Source organism: Streptomyces sp. NPDC001852, from assembly GCF_042891825.1.
Lineage (GTDB): Bacteria > Actinomycetota > Actinomycetes > Streptomycetales > Streptomycetaceae > Streptomyces.
Genome location: NZ_JBIATN010000025.1, coordinates 1 through 17,166, shown reverse-complemented (window position 1 = coordinate 17,166; position 17,166 = coordinate 1). Strand labels below are relative to the sequence as shown.

The window sequence follows — 17,166 nt, the reverse complement described above, 5'->3', positions numbered from 1 at the left end:
CGGTTACCGAAAACTCATATTCGGCACGGTACGGATCCGTCCTGCCAGCGGTAGAGGTCGCGCAGCAGGGAAATCTCGGCGCCGTGATGGATCAGCTCCCTGTTGACGTGCAGAACCCTGTTCTCCATGGGAAACCGCTCGGGACCCACCGTGGGCGGATTGTCCAGGTCAGCGTCCGAGAGTTCGCGGACCCCTGCGTTCCACCTCCCGTACATCTCATCGAGCTGTTTTAGCGCCTCGTCAGCGGTCCCCGCGTAGGCGAATGTCTTGAAGTCGACGTCCTGACCGCCGAAGTGCCATCCGACCCGATAGCCCAGGCACGAGACGATGAGGTGCGCAAGCCGCCAGGCAATCGTGGTCACCGGCGCCGGCACCGGGTCAGGAGACGCAAAGTCCACCGTCCACTCCCCCGAACCTGCCGACATCGGTGCGGCCGACGTGCCACGTGGGCGGATGCTCCAGCAGCCGCGCACCGGCTCCCAGAAGTACTCCTCGTCGGTAAGACCGTCCAGCCGTGGCCGCAGGTTCTTGCGCCAGTGCCAGTCCAGCTGCTCCGCGAGCCGCTCGCTTCTTGTCATTTCCGCACACTACATACAACGGGGATCTTGCTGCGACCCTCGCGAACGCCGTCGCCGGCCGTGGGCCGCGAGGCCGTACAGCACCGGCAGACGACGCTGGGGGCTGATGTGCCCTTCGGGCCGCCCGGCCCCGGCTGGATGGATTGGGTTCAACCCTGCATCGGCCTCGACCCATGACATCGGCGGATGATCAAGACCGCAGACTCCCGCGCATGATCAGCATGAGTACCCCGAGCGAGCGCCACGCCAGAGCCTCCGACCCCGCCATGTTCAAAGATGGCGAAGACTCAATGATGAGCGCACCAGAACCCCCTAGGCCGACCGATGCTGCGGTGAGCGAGCGCCGGGTGCCGGCATCGCCGGGTGCCTGGCGCGCCCCGACAAGGGATCCCTGGACCGCGTCATCGCGGCGGAACTCCGCCCTCGGGCCATCAATCCTGCGCCTTCCCTCCAGCGTCGCCGTCACGCCGTGTGCATAAGGGTCGCCTCGCCGAGCCGCATCGACCAGCGGGACCGAGTAATCCCGGATGAACGACTCACCGGCCTGGTTGATCTGCCGAGCCAGACGCCTCGACCCCCGGAGTAGTACTGACGTGAATGAGTTGCCCTGCCTGCCCGGGAATGCCTCCTGGGCGGCCTCCCGCGGCTGGAGGAATTGACTCTGTCCATTCATAAGAGCGCGGCGAAAGAAAGGCCGATCAACAAGGCAAGCAGGCCACCCGCCACGACCGTACGGTGCCCCCACCGCGCCGGCCTCCTCAGTCGGATCTTGTCCTGTACAGCCATGCTCCGCGCTGCCGCCCTGCGAAATCCGGAAATGGAGCCAGAAATACCGACCCGTTTCCAAGGCTATGCGTTTTAGGGGTGACTGGCCTGCGTCGGATCGGCGAGAAGCCGCTCTGCCTCAGGCGTGGACAGTTGATTTCGAGCAGTGACAGTAGATCCTCCTCGTCTCTTCACCACATGAACCGTGACGGGTGTGCATTCGCCGCGGTCGCGTTCCTATTTCCGATTTCACTTACTGGGGACCTCCAGGCGTAGTGCCGCAGTGGGCGGTCGTGTGGTGGGCGCTGGTGAGGTCGCCAGGCCCACGCGTCGCAGAAGGTGACATCGCTGGGGCCGGTGATGCCTCGAGGCCAGCCACCATCGATGCGACACAGGGGCGTTTCTCGACTTGAGATCAGGCCTGGGCACCTGGGCAGGCAGCTGCGCGAGATACGCACCCAAACGAGCAGGACGGGCGGCCCCACAGGTACCGAGGGGCCGGCTGACCGCGACTCTCGATGCGGTGCCGCGGGCCGAGTCCTGCCGGGGCCTTTGTCGATGCCCTCCGGCTGCGGGCATGCGCCGCCCTGGACTTCGTACACCTGGTTGGCCTCACAGCGTCACACCTTTGATGAGCACCGAATGCCGGTTGTGCGGGCCGTCGGTACGTTCATCGCAGGTCGGTCGTCCGGCCGACGCACGTAAGAAAGAGAGAAGTGCCCATGCCCTCGCGTGCTTTCGCTGTGGTCGGCGCCGGAATAGGCGCGACCGTCCTTGCAGCCGCCGGCATCACCTATGCCTCGACTGTCGAATCCTCCCCGGCTTCCCCGCCTGTCCACCAGGCGGCCAAACCACTCCATCACGCCGCCCAACCGGCCCACCGCGCCGCCCAGCCTGCGCACCACGCCGCATCCGCAGCTTCTGCCGCTTCTGCCACGGTTCCTTCAGGCACCAAGAACGGGGGCGGAGACGGAAACGGGGGCCGCGACGGCGGTGGACGTGACGGCGGCGGAGGGCGTGGTGACGGCGGTGGACGTGACGGCGGCGGTGGACGTGAGCGCGGCGGTGGGCGTGGTGACGGCGGCGGTGGACGTGAGCGCGGCGGTGGGCGCGGTGACGGTCACAGGCGTGCCGGAAGGATCTTCTTCAACGAACGTTCGTACCCCGCCTTCATCGAGGGGTGTATCACCGCGGCCAGCGGACCCGGCGCACACAGCTTCAATGTCCTCAATGAAAGCCGGAGGACCGTCGAGGTCTTCCGGGGCTTCAACTGCGACGGTGGCCCTCCGGTCGCCGTCGTGGGACCTCGCAGCGCGACATTCGGCGTGGTGCCCCATGACCACGGCGGCGAATCCGGTTTCGACGGCGATGGCGCATTCGGTCACCGTGGCGTCGTGGGCAGCTTCCGGGTGGTCTGCGACCATGCCGGGTGGTGGTGACGGCGCCACCCGGCGCACGGGATAGTCCCCCGACCATCACGGCCCGGGGGGGCCGTCCGCATCCGCCCCTGAGAGCAGCGGAACTCCCGCCGCCTGTGCCGCTCCAGCGCCCGGCACACCTGATCAGCCCTGCGGCCGGCGTGCCGAGCGGCAGCCTCCGGCCTCACGAGGCAGGCGTGACAGCAGTCCACGGCCGGCCTCACCGAGGGCACGAAGGCACTCCTCCCCCGAACGGTCATCACGCCACACCCGGCTCGCCGAGGCGACCATCCGGTGGAAGCCGCCCGCACCTTCACTGGCAGCGAGACGCCTCCGGGACCTCGGCGACAACCACCGGCGGGGAGGCGCTCTATGTTGCCTCGGGCGCCTCGACCGGGGCCGTTTGCGTGAACGGTGCGTGAGTGCGGCTCCTCGCAGGCATCGTGGATGGCGGCGACCGCTGGATGGTTCAGCGTGGCGGCCGCGTGGGCCTCGCGCCGGAAGCGGGCTCACGGCTGCCGGTCGTGGGCCGGCTCCGAGGAGAGATCTTGACCGCCACCGTACGAGGCAGCTGCCGGTCCGCCCTCCCGGTGGACCGTTCCTCTCGTGACAGCCTGGGCAAGAGCCACTAGCTCTTCTCGCCGTCGGTCCAGCCGTCATTCGGCGTGTAGGAGGCCCGCCACAGGTCGGTCCGGTTGTTCGAGCCTTTGACGACCGTACGGAGACTGCCGCAGCCAGGTCCGGCCCGCCCGCGGACCTGGCTCCGCCTGTCCTGCGCACCGCAGCGCTGTCGCTCTGGGGAGCCGCCGGTTCATGCGCCATGCCCCGGTCGGGCGGCTCGCTGCTGCACGATGCGGTGAAGTGGCGATAACCGCAGACCAGTTGGGTGGAATTTTCGGAAGAGGGACGGGCATCGGTGCCGTCCTCATGCTGCGACGGGAGTGTCCCAGGGGATCCGGTGGTCGTACTGCCAGGCCATCTTGTCGGAGGTGGCCAGGCGGGCGAACAGCGGCAGGAGGGCATCCCGGAACACGCGGCCCACCGGCCCGGCGGCCTTTTTGCTGTTGGTGCGGGCGGCTTGGGCGATGACGCGCTCGACCCGGTCACGACGGGCGCGTTCATAGGCTGCGAAGGCCTGGGGTTGCGACAAGTCCCGTAGTGAGCGAGCGAGTTCGACGGCGCTCTCGGCGGCGAGCGAGACGCCCTGGCCGGAGCTGGGGGAGGTGGCATGGGCGGCGTCGCCCACCAGCACCATCCGGCCTCGATGCCAGTGGGGGACGTGTGGGAGGTCCTCCAGGGGGCCGGAGGTGATCAGGTTCTCGGGGGTGGTGCGCTGGAGCAGGTCCAGAGCGGGGAGGGTGTCCTCGGCGAAGGCCTCGCCCAGGACGCGCAGCCACTCCTCGTTCGGGGTCTGCCGCACCTGCCCCCATGTGAGGTACGGGTGCGGGAGGTTGGCGAACCAGACGCCGGTGCCGTCGTCGAAGACCTGGTACCCGAAGAAGGCCCGGCGCCCGAAGGCCATGTACATCCGGTCGCCGGTGGTCGGCAGTCCGGCACCGTCGACCCGGGCACCGAAGCCGAGCAGTCCCGAGTAGCGCGGCTCGGGAGCGTGGGGGTCGATCAGCCTCCGTACGGTGGAGCGCAGGCCGTCCGCGCCGATCAGGACGTCGGCCTCCTCGCTGGAGGTGCCGTCCGCGAAGACCGCCTGGATGCCGGTGGCGCTCTCGCGGACGTCGACCAGTTGGTGGCCGTGGTGGATTTGGACGCCTTGTTCCAGGACCAGATCGTAGAGCCGCCGGTAGAGGCCGGCGCGCCAGCTGAACTCCATCGGCTGGCGGATCTCGGTGATGGTCCGGCCCTTGTGGTTTTGCAGCACGATGGCTCGCATCGGGGCGCCGATCCGGCCGAGTCCGACGAGGCCGAGGGCGGCCCGGCCGTTGGGGGCGACGCCGAGGGCTCCGCCGACGCCGTCGGCTGTGGTGGCGTGCGATTCGTACACGGTGGCCGCGATCCCGGCCCGGCGCAGCGCGAGGGCTGCGACCGGGCCGGCGATGCCGCCGCCCACCACGATCGCGGTGCGGGTGCGCGTCATGTCAGTGGTTCCCCTTCCGGGTGGGGTCGTCCACGGTGGGCAGGGCGCCGTTGCGGTGGGCACGGCGCAGGTCGTCCAGGTAGGCGCGCGAGCACATGGCGGTGAGCTGGGCGGTGCCGCCGCGGCGGAGGCGGATCTCGCCGTCGGTGACCGCTCCGACCAGCCGTAGCCGGCTGCGTCCGGTGCCGGGTTGTGCGTCCTTCACCCGGCCGCGGCCGGTGAATGCGAGGTCCCAGCTGTCGACGGTGACGGCGTCGGGCAGCAGCAGGGTGAGGACGGCGGTGGCGAGTTCCAGGTTCACGGTGACCGGTTCGTCCCAGCTGATCTGCGGGGAGCGGAGGTCCAGCACGACGGTGGCGCGACGGGCGCGCACGTCGAAGTCGGTGGCCTCGGTCCAGTGACCGAGGTGTTTCACGGGGGCGTGGTCCGCGTGGATGCGCTCGGCGGAGTCGAGCGGGGTCGCTGTCGTCATGGCCTGATAGTTGCAATGAAACTAGTGTCATGTCAACTAGTTCTCCTGAGATTGCTCCGGTAGGCTCCAGACATGCGCAGCTCCCCTCTCGGCCTCACCGTCCTCTCGCTGCTGCACATGCAGCCGCTGCACCCGTACGGCATCCAGCGGCTGATCAAGCAGTGGGGGAAGGACCAGGTCGTCAACGTCAGCCAGCGGGCGAGCCTGTACCGGACCATCGACCGGCTGTTCGACGCCGGGCTGATCGCGGTGCGCGAGACCAGCCGGGATCAGCAGTACCCGGAGCGCACGGTGTACGAGGTGACCGACGCGGGGCGTACGACGACACGCGCGTGGCTGCGGGAGATGCTGGTCGCGACGCGGTCGGAGTACCCGGAGTTCCCCGCCGCGCTCTCGTTCACCATGATGCTGCTGCCACAGGAGGTGGAGGCCGACCTCACCGCTCGAGCCGCCCAAGTAAGGGCGCACCTAGCCGAGTTGGAGGCCTCTGCCGAGCAGTCTCGCCAACTGGCGCTGCCTCGGATCACCGTGCTGGAGGACGAATACCGGCGCGCCGTACTGACCGCGGAGCTGGACTGGCTCGACGCGGTCACGACGGACCTCCGTTCGGGTGCGCTCACGTGGGACTTCGACACCCTGGCAGCGGTGGCCCGAGCTTCGTCCTGACGCCGGCCGGCGCCCCGCAGGGGCTGCCGACGGCGGGCCGGGCGGCCGGACGTCGCGTCGGGCAGGCCGCCTCGCCCATGCTGCCGCACGCGCCACGTCTCATACGGACGGAGACGCGCTCGACGCGAGCGCGGACCCTGCGGTGAGTCAGCACGCCCGACGAACGCGTGGTGAACCGCTCGGGCGGTAAGCAACGCAACAGCCACGCCACAGCAAAACCCGTCCGGGGCGGTCACACGTCGAGGTGATCCGGCACCGGCGCACATGCGTGGTCCGATGGGTCAGCGAGCGCAGTTCTCGCTCATGCGCAGCATCGACCGCCACGCGTCGTGGAGATCACCGCGTCAAAGGCAACTCGCCGATATCCACGCCAAGGACGGCCGGCTGACGACGCTCGTCGAGAACGCACACATCCACAGACGCCGCAGTTGGGACCGCTCCCGCAGATTGCCGGATTGGTTCTGTTCACGAACTTTCGGTTCTGGCTCAGCTTCTGTGCTGGCACCCCTGTGCGTGACGACTGAGATTCAACGCCCGGGCCAACGGCTTACAACGGACACAATGAGGTGAGTCGTCTACCGGGCCCTACGAGGACACCAGTGCGTGCGGGCGACCGCCAGGGTCGGCCCGGTGGTTACATCTCGCGCCAGTTCACGCACACGTGCGGGCCTGAGTCCCGGGATCCGTTCGCTGAACGGATCCACTGCGCCAGTGAGGGCGACCAGGCAGACTGCGCCATGCCACCATCGGAGATCGTCCAACGGTTCGTCCCGTGTTGTCGACGACACAGGTAATTCGATGGCGTGCATCGAGCAATGTCAGCACGCTGTCACCGTGGCAGAACTCAAGCACCAGATCCGCGCCCGCTACACCGACTCCACGGTCATCGTCTACCAGGCATACGCGCCAGAGCTCGGCCTGCCCGCAGCCCGCGAGGGTCGCTTCCCGACAGCCTGGCAGCGAGACCGGATGACGTGGATCACCAAGACGCGTTCACAGACCGCTGCGCGTGGGGAAAGGGGAGCCGTTGGGGCTCTCAGAGGCCGGCTGGGTGGCTGGAAAGCCAGTCTGTGTGCTGGTCACGCACACGGTCACGCTCTGCAGACGTGGCAAGGATGACGTCTGCGCCGCCGTCGTAGGGATGGTGGATGCGCTGCAGTTCCATGTCGGCAACGAAGACTTCGACGAGCGCCTCGTCCGCGACGGCTCGCAACAGCCCGTCGAGGCAGCCACGGTTCCATCGACGGCGGTCGGCGTACAGACGTGTGTGGGTGTGGAACTCCGGGTAGGAGTCGTCCTGCTCCGATTCTGTCCACCAGCGGATGCCGTCGGGGTGCAGTATCTGTCGTGGCGTCGGGTAGCCTGCGGGCCCGGTCGGTGTGTTCGACCAGTCCATGGTCACCACGAACACGTCCGTGCCCGCGAACAACCCGTCGAGGATCGTGTTGTACCGGTCCAGCACGATCCCGTACTCGTCCTCGGACTCCGGGTAGCGCTTCGAGTCGGGGAGGCTGTGAAAGCGCACCCAGCGATCCGCGTACCTAGTGCGAAACGTGTGAGCGACAGGAGGGCCCGACGGATGGCGTTCCCTCCACAAAGCCACCAGAAGATCAGGGTCGATGGCGAAGCTCCCTCCTTGGCCAGAACCACACGGATCGGATGGGAGACGCCGATCCCGCCGTCGCCGTTGATGTTGCGGACAAGATATCGCTGGTGATAGCCCTCCGCCGTGCCGAAGGTACGGCCCTCCCCGGAAGGCAGGCGTTCATCCTGATCACGCCCATGGGTCATGCCGCCAGTTGCGCCCGGATTGCCGGTCAGGGACGCAGGTGGGCTAGGAGTTCTGCGCTGGCGGGGTATTCCTGCTCCCGGGGGAGCAGTTGGGCGGCTGAGTCCAGTTCTCCGTCCCTGACGAGTGCGTGGATCTCGTTGGCGAGCGGGGTCACGTCACTGATGGACACGATCCACTCGTCCGCGTAACGCGACGATGCCTCACCCGAGAGGCCCAGTTGCAGCGAACGATGCGGCAGGGGACGCAGGTGCAGATCGCGTTCGGGATCCCACTGGACACGGGACGGTGCGCGCTTGAGGTCACGCTGCCAGGTGCCGCGATCGGGATGCAGTCCGCGAACGTAACTCGACAGGCAGGCATGGCGCAGTGCCCAGTCGAAGCCGTCGCGAGTGAGCTCGACGGCGAGGACGGTCTCCTGCCCCTCCTTCGTGCCCCAGCCGGAGCGGTACATCATCCACATGAAACTGGGTTTGATCCAGGTCATGCGGTCACGCTTCCACGCGGCCGGAAAGTGGCCGTCTCGGGTGGCGGGCAGTCCGATCTCAGGGGAGTACGCCTGGTAGACGGTGATCGTGGACGCGGTGTGCAGCGCGCGGATCCTGTGGTGCGGTTCTTCCATGGCGTCCAGCGTGGGCTCCGTCAGCTCGGGTGACCACCGATTTTCGACCCGTTACTCGATCCGACGGAGCACGCCGGACGCGGGCGGCAGGCAGTCGCCCGTGTGAGCCAAATCGCGTCCGGCACATAGAGCGACATCTCGGCATTGCCGCACGCGAGGCGGCGGATGTCAGAGAGCCGACGATCGCAGGGTCCCTGCTGCGATCCTTTTCGTTGCCGCGTCCGCATGCAGCGAAATCGCATCTATCTACCAATGGGCGTCACATACGGTCTGGTCAAAGGGTTTGTGAGCAAGGCTTGACGTGGATCACCAAGGCGGGTTCACCGCCCCATCCGTGGTCGTAAGATCCTCCGCTGGTGGTCGACACAGCTTGTGGGGGCGAACTTGGAGAGACCGGACGACCGCATCGCATCCGTTCTGCGCTTCGCTGCGGAACTCGTCGCCTGGGTGGCCAGTCCCTGGGCCTTGTCCAAGTACTCATGGCTGCTAGCCGTCTTGGCGGCCGTGATGCTGATTGGCCTCCCGACCGTCTTCTCCACTCCGGGAGACAAGGCGCAGGTGATCATCCCTGTTCCGGGTACGGTCACGATCCTGCTCGTGCTGCTTCAGCTCGCTGCTGCCGCGATCGCCGCATGGTTGGCGTGGCCCATCTATGCGGCAGTCCTCGTGTCTCTCCTCGTGGCCGCCACCCTCGTCACGGAACGTCGACGCTGGCAGTGGCTACTCTCCACGGACCGGCACACCGGCTGAGCCGGGAGAGGGGTGGCACCGGACGGCGTTCGCCCTCCGGGCAGGCCCGCAGCTTCCCGGCCCCATCCTTCAGTGAAGTAGGTGTACGGCGCGACCGGGACTCCTTCGGAGACCGCGCGGTCGTCGTCCTCGCCGGCCTCCGGGTCGAGGCCGCGCGCCCGCAACGAATGCAGGGACCACACGGAGAAGCCGGCGTGGAAGTCGTGGCCGATGTCTGAGGGTGTGCTTGAGTGCCCCAGGGCGTGGAGGTCCGCGACGACATCATCCAGAAAGCGATGGGTCAGTTGAACCCCGTCGTAGTGTGCTTCGGCATCGCCGCCTTCGCCGCTGTAGCCGATCTGCACGAGTTCGACCGTCTCGTCAGCCGCGTAGGTGATCACCAGTGTGGGTGAGGTGGTGTAGACGGCTCGCTGTCCGCCTGGGCCGTGACAAGGAGACCCGACGCGCTCCTCGACCTGCGAGCGTGGATCCCCGATCCTGACGAGGCCACACCTTGTCCTGGAATGATCTCCATGTTGACCATCCTGCCTGCCAGGACACCCACTCGGGAGTCTGCAGAGAAATCAGAGCGCTGCCGCTCCGTCCGGCAAAGGTCTGTGAGCACGGCTTGACGTGGGTCATCAAGCCGCGTCCATAGACCGTCAGTGTGCGAACTCTGTCAACCGACCTGGAAGATGCGGTTCAGGTGACGATTCAGGATCGCTGCTGCGGACTCCGGGCTGCGCTGGCCGACGAGGATGCTGGTGCCGAGTCCGGCTGACATGGCGAGCAAGCCGGCCGCTTCGTCTCTCGCATCGATTCCAGGCCCAGTGAGATCGGCCTCTTGCGCCTCCCGGAGGAGCCCGGTGAGGGCGTCCTCGGCGGCATCAGGGTTCGCGATGAAGGGCTGGGCGGCAAGGGCCTCGTCGGTCACGGCCAGGACGGCGTACGAGGTGTAGAGGAAGTGGAACGTACGGCTTTCGTCATCGGTCGGTAGTGCCGCCATCAGCAGCGCCTCGATCACGGCGCGTGGGCCCGGACTGCTCCCGGCGGCTCGAACCCGGGCGCTGACTCGTTCCCCGAACCTCTCCGTCAGATGGTGCAGCCCGAAGAGCAGCAGCTTCTCCTTGGTCTCGAAGTAGTACTGGACCAGCCGGAGTGACACACCGGCCTCCGCTGCCACATCTCGCATCCCCACGGCGTGCAGCCCGTTCCGCCCCGCGACCCTGACGAGTGCCTCGGCGATCTCGGTTCGTCGTTGTGCGTGATCCACGCGTTTCGGCATCGGTTGCGCCTCTCGTCCGTCCGCGCCGGATGCTCGGCTGTTTTCATGATACGACTGTATCAAGTTAATGATACGGTCGTATCACGATCGAGTTGTCGCCTCTGGAGGTGCCTGCCGTGTCCGAGACCACGACCCGCGAACGCGTACGCCCCGACGTAGGGCGGTACGTGAGCGACACCCTTCGCGAGCGCTACTTCTCCGCGTGCGACGCCGTGTACGCCATGGGCGCGTCGGCTGTCGCAGAGGAAGACGTGGAGACCAGCTTCGGGACGACGCACGTGTACCGGTACGGCACCGACGACCCGGCCGGCGTCTCCCGCACCCCGGTGGTCCTGGTACATGGAGCGGGCAGCTGCTCCGCGATGTGGTACCCGAACACTACGGCGCTCAGCGCCGAGCGCCCCGTCTACGCGATCGACACACCCGGCGACCCCGGCCGCAGTGTTCAGCGTGAACCCATTCACCAGCCCGAGCGTGCCGCCCAGTGGCTGGACGAGACACTCGCGGGACTCGGCCTCGACCGCGTCCACCTGGTTGGTTCCTCCTATGGAGGATGGCTCGTTCTGAATCAGGCACACCGCAGGCCCGCACGCCTCGCCTCGGCCACCCTGCTCGACCCAGGCGGCCTCGAGAAGGTCGGCCTGCGTTTCTTCGTCTGGATTTTCGTCAGCCTCTTCGCGACCTTCGCGCCCAAGGGGCTGCGCCCTCGACTGGCGGCCTGGCTGGAGCAGCCGGTCCTCGTCGTGCCGCAGCTGCGCGCGATGATCAGAGCAGGCGTCCGCGCTTACCGTATTCGCCGCCCGGCTCCGCTGCCCCTGTCCGAAGAGGAACTGTCCACTATTCGCACCCCGCTCTATCTGGTGCTCGGCAAGCGAAGCCTCCTTGTGCATCCGACGCGGCAAGTGGAGCGCGTTCCGCGGGTGATACGGGGCGCCCGGGCCGAGATCGTCTCGAACACCGGTCACGGACCGCAGATCGACCACGCGGACGAGGTCAACCGCCGGATGTTGGATTTCATGGACTCGATCGGCTGACGGGTGCGGACCCGGGCGGGTCTCGGCCGCGATCTCGGGTCCGTCTCCCGTCAAAGGGTTGTGAACGCGGCTTGACCTGGGTCATCAAGCCGCGCTCACCACCCCTTTCAGGGGCCGAAGAACGACACGAACCAGCAGACAGACTCCCAATTGCAGCGAGCAGGCTCGGTGCGGTCCGCCAGCCCTCCGTGGGGCTCATGTGCAGGACCACGCGCGGGAGGCCATGCGGGACGGTGTGCAGGTCGACCGCTGATGCTCACTCACGTCCTGGCCGTCGATCACGACGGTGTACGAGCGTCAGTCGAAGGTGAGTTGGAATCGGATAGGCGTTGTCGTCGGCGGAGCCTACTCACCAGCGTCACGCTCATGGGTTGTGGGAGAGCTCACGGTCAGCGAACGGGCCTATGCTCACCCTTTGCGCTCACGCCGTCGTGGAGGAGTGATCTGCAGCTATGCAACCCCACAGACCTGATTCCCTCTGGCGTTCACGTGACCGCCAAGGGCGGTGGACTCGACATCGACCAAACCATCATCAACAAGTAGGTAGCTCATGACGGACCTGCGACTCCTGGCGGCCCTTCCGGCGACTGGCGAGGCGGGAATGGTCGCCAACGACTGCGAACGGACCGAGGCTGCACTGGGAGTCGCCTTCCCTTCCGCCTTCATGCGCTTCCTGGACGTGTTCGGCGGCGCCAAGTTCGACGACTTCCTGCGCGTATACCGGGCGGGCGCCGACAACGAGAACGTCGATCTCGTGTCCCGGACGAAAGAAGTCGGGGAGAAGTTCTTCGAAATCCGTCCGCACATCCGCGAACTCCTGGCCCAACGTGGCGTACACCCAGCTCAGTTGGTCCGCTGGGGCGGAACGGACAACGCGGACGCCTGTTTCCTGATCCCTCACCCTGATCCCAGAAGGTGGGCTGTCCTCGTCGTGGAAGGCCGCGACAACGACTACGACCTCTTCGAGGGCCCGGTCGAGTCCTACCTCCTACGCATCCTCCGCGGTGACCTGGTCGGCGACGTCTTCCCGGACGACTTTCCCGACGAGTCACCCTCCTACGAGCGCAATCCGCACATCTGACCCGTACGCCGGCCAACCCTTCTCAGAGGGCGTCCACCAGACGATGCTCGTGAGCAGGCGCCCTTCCGCCAGTGATGCTCAGAGGGGAGAGGCACCACCGATGACGGGGAAGGCGCACCCCGCTGGAAAGGTCTGTGAACGTGCCTTGACCTGGATCAAGCCGTCCTTCCTCTGGATGATGTATCGGTGCGGATGGGGAGCCAAGGAAGGGCAGGAGACCGTCCTCGCAGTCGAGATCACCCGCGAAGGCTTCCAATGGGCGCTGGATCATGCGTGCCTGTCCCACTACGAGCGCGCTGCCCTCCGACCGAGCAACGTGGAAGCGGCAGTTGAAGCGGGCCTCGGCTCGTGTCCAATGGGGCCCCGAGCGCGATGTGCAGCTGCAGCCCCTTCCCTACCGCGCGCTGCAGCTCGGCCTCGGCGGCCAAGCCGCACACCGCTACGCGGACGAGTGGACGGTTTCCATCACCGACGTAACTGGCCCCGTGCACGAGATCCACGGGCATGTTCGGGGCGGCGACCTGGACACCGCCCAGCAGCTTCTTCCCCTTGAGCCCCCCTACCCCGTGCCCGACGGACTCCTGGACCACCTGCGCCAATGAGTCCAGGCACCAGTTGAGAGATGTCCTCTAAGGCTGGGCGTCGTTGTCGCCGCCGAAGTCGGGTACGTCGGCGGACAGCAGGTGTTCGGTGCCACGTTCGAGGGCTCTGGCCGTCTCGGTGGAGCGGGGGAGCATGGTCTTCTCGTAGGCGCGGATGGCGTCCTCGACAGTGGCTGCGTTCGAGAGCGCGTTGGCGAGTTCGCTGGCGTCAAGCATGGCGAGGTTGACGCCGACGCCGAGCGGGGGCATGAGATGGGCGGCGTCGCCGAGCAGGGTCACCGTCGGGTTGTGGTCCCAGGTGTGCGGGACGGGGAGGGCGAGGATCGGGCGGTGGATGTAGGGGCCCTCGTTTTCGGTGATCATCTGGCGCATGCGGGGCGACCAGTGGGCGTACTCGTCGCGTAGCACGGCGCGGATGCCATCGGTGTCCTCGGCGGTCAGCCCCTTGGTGCTGATCCAGTCGTCCGGAACGCGTTGGATGATGTAGACGCGGATGTGGTTTCCGCTGTTGCGCTGGGCGAACAGGCTGCGTTCGCCGTCAGCTGCGTGGGCGCTGCCCGAGCCCACCAGCTCGGCAATCTCGGGGTGTCGGTTGTCGACGTCGGAGAACCGTGCTTCCAGGAAGCTGATCCCGGTGTACTCGGGGACGGCGGGGGACACGGCCGGGCGTACCCGGGAGAAGGCGCCGTCGGCGCCGATGACCAGATCGGTCTCGATGCTCGTGCCGTCGGCGAAGTGCAATCGCCGCGGCCCATCGGCGGGTCCGCTGATCGTGTCGAGGGAGCGGCCCCAGCGCACAGTGCCCGTCTCCAGGGAGTCGAGCAGCAGGTTGCGCAGTTGGCCGCGGTCGATTTCCGGCTTGAAGAGTTCGTCGGCCGCCGGGACTTGGTGGGACGTGATCGCGCCGGTCGGGTCCATCTGGCGCATTTCCTGCCCTTCGGGACGGGCGAGGGCGAAGAACTCGTCGAGCAGGCCGGCTTCGCGCAGGGCGACCTGGCCGTTGTCAGCGTGCAGGTCGAGGGTGCCGCCCTGGTTGCGAAAGTCGCGGCCCGGGTCACGGTCGTAGACAGTGACCGCGATGCCGCGCTGCTGGAGGATGCGTGCGCAGGTCAGTCCGCCGGGTCCGGCGCCGATGATGCTGATGCCGGCGTTGGCGGGTTCTGGGGACTTCATGGTTGTTCCTTTTGGTCGGCGAAGAGGAGTCATCGGGCGAACAGGGCGGGGTGGCGGCACTCAGAGGTCGTCTCGGTCATGGAGGTGCGTCGCGCGTCCCCTTGATGGACGGGACGGCAAGGAGGTGCGGTCCTGACGATGACCATGCCGGCAAGGACGTGCCGCTCAGGTGCCCACAACCCCATAAAATCAGAACAAGCAAAAAAGTGCAACGACTCTACTTTGAGATGGGTTCGACTATCGGATAGGCTCTAGCCATGACCGTGCCCACCGCCAGTCGCCGAGACCGCAAGAAGGCAGCCACCCGGCAGGCAATCGCCGACGCCGCACTGCAGCTCTTTCTGGAGCATGGCTACGATCAAGTAGGCATCCGTGACATCGCCGACGCCGCCGACGTGTCGACGGCTACGGTGTTCAAGCACTTCAGCGGTAAGGAAGCGCTGGTATTCGACCAGGACCAGGACCGTGAGTCAGAACTGATCGCCGCGGTGCGGGAGCGACCCGGCGGTCAGAGCATCCTCGACGCGCTCCGACAGCACGTCCTCGACACCTGGCCCTCGATCGAAGCACATCCTCAGGCGGCCGCGTTCACCAACCTGGTGGAGTCCACGCCGGTGCTGCGCGCGTACGCCGAGCGCATGTGGACCCGTTACACCGACAGCCTCAGCGCAGCCATCGCGGACGAGGTCGGCGTGGCCCAGGACGACCTCGCCTGTATGGCTCTTGCTCGATTCGTACTCGACATCCCGGCCCTCACTCGCGGTCGGCAAGACCGCCGAGCCGCTGTCGAGGCAATCTTCGACATCCTCACACGCGGCTGGGAACCGCCCAGTGAGCCGCCTGTCCCCTAGCCCCCACCATGCACTTCGGCCGCAGCCACCCCTCAGTCCGGCATTGAGAACTGACATTTCCTCATTGCCGGGCAGGAAGCACCTCATTCTGATCTCAGTCCTTAACCTCCCCTCGCCGCCGGTGACCGAGGTGAACGCTGGTCGGTGCCGGTCCACGAGAACAGCTCCAACAGCGCGGCCCGCGCCGCCAGGTACTCGCCCGCCTCGCCAGGCAGGTTGAGCGACGCCGGCACGATGGGCTTGGCCCGCTTCCACGCGTCCCCGCCCAGCAGCTTCGCCCGCGGGTCGCCCCACTTGGAGTAGTCCTTCGCGAACACCTCCCGTCGGCGCAGCGTCCGGTGCAGCTGCTCCAGCACGCAGAACGCGTACGCCTTCCACTCCACCGGGCCTGGCTCCAGGTGCGGCGCAAGCCCGGCAGCGATCCCAGCGCCGCCGCGTCCGCAACGCCGAGCTGCTCGCCGAGGTGATCGACCACCTCCGCCGACACGTCGGTCGGATCGTCCAGGAACACCCCGAGGAACCGGACCGTGGTCATCTGCACCGCGAATCCGAGCCGGTTGTGGGCCCACCGCTACCGATCAGCGCCCGGTCCGCGTCGTCCAGGAAGAAGAACCGCTCCAACTCCGGGACGGCGCCCAGTCGTACGACGCGCACTTCGCGGCCTGCCCATCCGTCAGGAACTCGACCGGCCCCCCGGACCTCCGGACAGCCAGTGATCAACACGACTGCCGAAGGCTCCGCGCCCGCTCAGGCGCACGACGGGCTTGGCGCCGGTTTTCGTTCCGATGTTCCAAGCACCGCCAATTGCATCGGATGCGAACTCGCGGCGCTCTGCGATGCGGCGTCGGAGGATGCCCGAATTCTCCTGCGTGACCAGGGCGGTTGAGGCCCTGAAGCGGCATGCGACGTTAGCGGGTGGTGCCACCTGAACGCCAGCCGCGTCACTCGTGTGGCTGGCTGACCTGCGGATCGGCGACCGAGTCGCATCGGGTGCGGCTTTCTCGCACCGAATGCGAGTGACGGCGGGTGGCGGAATGGTGGGGTTCAGCGGGTCGGTGCCGGAGGCGGCGAGGCTGCATCTGGTCGACGGGATCGCGCTGCTGCGGCCGGAGGAACAGTCGGATACGTGTGGCGGCTGCGCGAGGTCATGGCCCAGCACCAGATCTTCACGGCCACCGAACTGGTGCCGCTGCTGCGCGAACGGGGCATCGACCTGTCCGCCTCCCAGGTCCACCGCCTGGTTTCCGGCACCCCTGAGCGCCTGTCGTTGCAGATCATGGCCGCGCTCTGCGACATCCTGTCCTGCACCCCGGCCGACCTGGTCACCACCACCGCCGAGAACGCCGGAGTCCGCAAGACCGCCACCGACGACCTCCCCGCCCCGCCCGCGAACGTCGCGAACCTGCGGCCCCGCGCCGCCCGCATCCTGCCCGACTCATGACCCGCACCTACGCCACTGACGAACAGTACGAGCGCTGGTACATGGCCGAGTGCTGCCGCTGCGGCGCCGCAGGCTCAAGGCCGGCGTCTGGCCGAACGGATACGCCTTCCGGACCTGCTCGGACCGCGCCGTCCGGACACGGGGGACATGCCCGGGATGTGGGGCGACTGTGTGAACGCTGCACTCTCTCCGACCGCCTCACGGCGCTCCTGGACGACGGCACCGGACACATCCACCCTGCGCTACGCTCTTGAACGAGGTCGGGGTCCCGGCCGCCGCTGCCCGCGGTGCCGCCATCCGACAGCAACTCCTCGAACTACCCGGCCTCGTCGTTGTGGACGCCCTCGGCTACCACGACAAGACCACCAGCCGCCTCATCAGAGAGACAGGCGGGACATGGAGCCGATACGCCCCAGGAGATCACGCAAGGTCACCAACAGGCCGGCTTCCTCGAGGACTGGCAACAGTCGATTAGCTTGGCGTTTAACCTCCGCCGTTCACCTGACCTGCTGATCTTGGTTTGTTCCCGGGACAGCAGGGCGGCCGTTCTTCACGCTTCGAGGTGTCG

General features: G+C 67.2%; 15 protein-coding genes and 4 pseudogenes. 9 read left to right on the top strand and 10 right to left on the bottom strand.

Annotation, left to right across the window (positions count from 1 at the left end):
• Positions 1-14: 14 nt before the first annotated feature.
• From ACFYZB_RS33595 to ACFYZB_RS33580, 4 genes are all read right to left on the bottom strand, one after another.
• Positions 15-578, bottom strand: a complete 564-nt coding sequence (locus ACFYZB_RS33595; RefSeq protein ID WP_388764967.1) for a DinB family protein — start codon at positions 576-578, stop codon at positions 15-17.
• 1,709 nt (positions 579-2,287) lie between these two features.
• Entirely contained in the window at positions 2,288-2,767 is a 480-nt protein-coding gene (locus tag ACFYZB_RS33590) for a hypothetical protein (RefSeq protein ID WP_388764965.1), read from the bottom strand.
• Between the two features lie 919 nt (positions 2,768-3,686).
• Positions 3,687-4,853 (bottom strand): FAD-dependent oxidoreductase, encoded by a 1,167-nt coding sequence (locus ACFYZB_RS33585; protein ID WP_388764964.1) that lies wholly within the window; start codon positions 4,851-4,853, stop codon positions 3,687-3,689.
• Between the two features lies 1 nt (position 4,854).
• On the bottom strand, positions 4,855-5,325 hold the full coding sequence (locus ACFYZB_RS33580) for a hypothetical protein (RefSeq protein WP_388764962.1): 471 nt from the start codon (positions 5,323-5,325) through the stop codon (positions 4,855-4,857).
• Between the two features lie 72 nt (positions 5,326-5,397).
• Here ACFYZB_RS33580 and ACFYZB_RS33575 point away from each other — a divergent pair, with 72 nt between their 5' ends.
• Positions 5,398-5,991 carry a PadR family transcriptional regulator gene (locus tag ACFYZB_RS33575; RefSeq protein ID WP_388764960.1) on the top strand — a complete coding sequence of 198 codons (594 nt, stop codon included), beginning with the start codon at positions 5,398-5,400 and terminating at the stop codon, positions 5,989-5,991.
• A gap of 798 nt (positions 5,992-6,789) precedes the next feature.
• Positions 6,790-6,972: pseudogene (locus tag ACFYZB_RS33570) on the top strand (DUF4291 family protein); the annotation flags it as partial.
• 55 nt (positions 6,973-7,027) lie between these two features.
• Here ACFYZB_RS33570 and ACFYZB_RS33565 read toward each other — a convergent pair.
• Positions 7,028-7,453 (bottom strand): hypothetical protein, encoded by a 426-nt coding sequence (locus ACFYZB_RS33565; protein WP_388764958.1) that lies wholly within the window; start codon positions 7,451-7,453, stop codon positions 7,028-7,030.
• A gap of 355 nt (positions 7,454-7,808) precedes the next feature.
• Positions 7,809-8,402 carry a DUF4291 domain-containing protein gene (locus tag ACFYZB_RS33560; protein WP_388764956.1) on the bottom strand — a complete coding sequence of 198 codons (594 nt, stop codon included), beginning with the start codon at positions 8,400-8,402 and terminating at the stop codon, positions 7,809-7,811.
• 384 nt (positions 8,403-8,786) lie between these two features.
• On the opposite strand from ACFYZB_RS33560, the gene ACFYZB_RS33555 reads away from it, so the two are divergent.
• Together ACFYZB_RS33555 and ACFYZB_RS33550 are read left to right on the top strand one after the other, a co-directional pair.
• Entirely contained in the window at positions 8,787-9,152 is a 366-nt protein-coding gene (locus ACFYZB_RS33555) for a hypothetical protein (protein ID WP_388764955.1), read from the top strand.
• A gap of 230 nt (positions 9,153-9,382) precedes the next feature.
• Positions 9,383-9,544, top strand: coding sequence for a hypothetical protein (locus ACFYZB_RS33550; protein ID WP_388764953.1), 162 nt, complete (start codon positions 9,383-9,385; stop codon positions 9,542-9,544).
• A 266-nt stretch (positions 9,545-9,810) separates the two neighbouring features.
• Here ACFYZB_RS33550 and ACFYZB_RS33545 read toward each other — a convergent pair whose 3' ends face one another.
• The gene (locus ACFYZB_RS33545; protein ID WP_388764951.1) at positions 9,811-10,416 is read right to left on the bottom strand and encodes a TetR/AcrR family transcriptional regulator; all 606 of its coding nucleotides are present in this window, start codon (positions 10,414-10,416) and stop codon (positions 9,811-9,813) included.
• Between the two features lie 116 nt (positions 10,417-10,532).
• Between ACFYZB_RS33545 and ACFYZB_RS33540 the strand changes: the two genes are divergently transcribed.
• From ACFYZB_RS33540 to ACFYZB_RS33530, 3 genes and pseudogenes are all read left to right on the top strand, one after another.
• Complete coding sequence (locus tag ACFYZB_RS33540) at positions 10,533-11,450, top strand: alpha/beta fold hydrolase (protein WP_388764949.1); 918 nt, start codon at positions 10,533-10,535, stop codon at positions 11,448-11,450.
• A gap of 550 nt (positions 11,451-12,000) precedes the next feature.
• Complete coding sequence (locus ACFYZB_RS33535) at positions 12,001-12,531, top strand: hypothetical protein (RefSeq protein ID WP_388764948.1); 531 nt, start codon at positions 12,001-12,003, stop codon at positions 12,529-12,531.
• 100 nt (positions 12,532-12,631) lie between these two features.
• A pseudogene (locus ACFYZB_RS33530) lies at positions 12,632-13,133 on the top strand (DUF4291 domain-containing protein).
• A 27-nt stretch (positions 13,134-13,160) separates the two neighbouring features.
• Here ACFYZB_RS33530 and ACFYZB_RS33525 read toward each other — a convergent pair.
• Complete coding sequence (locus ACFYZB_RS33525; protein ID WP_388764946.1) at positions 13,161-14,306, bottom strand: FAD-dependent oxidoreductase; 1,146 nt, start codon at positions 14,304-14,306, stop codon at positions 13,161-13,163.
• A 257-nt stretch (positions 14,307-14,563) separates the two neighbouring features.
• Here ACFYZB_RS33525 and ACFYZB_RS33520 point away from each other — a divergent pair, with 257 nt between their 5' ends.
• On the top strand, positions 14,564-15,157 hold the full coding sequence (locus ACFYZB_RS33520; protein WP_388764943.1) for a TetR/AcrR family transcriptional regulator: 594 nt from the start codon (positions 14,564-14,566) through the stop codon (positions 15,155-15,157).
• Between the two features lie 164 nt (positions 15,158-15,321).
• Here the strand turns inward: ACFYZB_RS33520 and ACFYZB_RS33515 are convergent.
• Positions 15,322-15,564 (bottom strand): annotated as a pseudogene (locus ACFYZB_RS33515) (hypothetical protein); the annotation flags it as partial.
• 29 nt (positions 15,565-15,593) lie between these two features.
• Positions 15,594-15,781: pseudogene (locus ACFYZB_RS33510) on the bottom strand (DUF4158 domain-containing protein); the annotation flags it as partial.
• Positions 15,782-16,283: 502 nt separating this feature from the next.
• On the opposite strand from ACFYZB_RS33510, the gene ACFYZB_RS33505 reads away from it, so the two are divergent.
• Positions 16,284-16,598, top strand: a complete 315-nt coding sequence (locus ACFYZB_RS33505) for a helix-turn-helix domain-containing protein (protein WP_388764941.1) — start codon at positions 16,284-16,286, stop codon at positions 16,596-16,598.
• Positions 16,599-17,166: the final 568 nt, after the last annotated feature.